This is a genomic window from Rothia sp. HMSC062F03, assembly GCF_001836905.1.
Lineage (GTDB): Bacteria > Actinomycetota > Actinomycetes > Actinomycetales > Micrococcaceae > Rothia > Rothia mucilaginosa_A.
This window is the reverse complement of the sequence record NZ_KV830865.1, coordinates 1-438: the sequence shown is the minus strand read 5'-3', so window position 1 is coordinate 438 and position 438 is coordinate 1. Positions and strand designations below refer to the sequence as shown.

General features: G+C 48.2%; 1 protein-coding gene. It reads right to left on the bottom strand.

Annotated elements, in window-relative coordinates; all coding sequences use genetic code 11:
* A complete protein-coding gene (locus HMPREF2674_RS02710; RefSeq protein WP_070824753.1) occupies window positions 1-429 on the bottom strand; it encodes a hypothetical protein in 429 nt (142 codons plus the stop codon).
* Window positions 430-438 lie beyond the last annotated feature (9 nt).

Below are 438 nucleotides of genomic sequence, written 5' to 3'. Positions count from 1 at the left end.
TTATTCTTTGATTTCTTCGAAGCGGGTTGTATCAAAATCCCGTTCCTTTTGAATAGAGTCATTCGCCACATGAAACAGATACTTCTTCCCAACCTGAGCCGTCTGAACATAGTCGGGAACCTTCCACCCGGATGGAGCCACAGACAGGCGGAGCGTGCCGCACTCCTTCGTCTCAAAAATACCCACGGGGGCAATATTGGTCATGCCGCTAACATCTGATCCCCCTCGGTCCTTCGTGTAAGCCTTAGTGACGGTGCAGGTAGCGGTAACGTTATCGCTATCATCACGCAAAGAGTAGGGAAGATACACGGTAACGAAGAGAGCAATCGCTACAATAATTGCCAGCATTATCATGCGGCTCCGATTCATGGTGCCTAATGTCTCTTTGAGGCCTTCACGAACACCTTGTGCAAATTCTGCCAGGAACATATTTTATTA

Bases quoted from the DNA above. Each gene is read 5' to 3' on its own strand.
- HMPREF2674_RS02710 (WP_070824753.1), bottom strand. From the start codon at position 429: ATGTTCCTGGCAGAATTTGCACAAGGTGTTCGTGAAGGCCTCAAAGAG.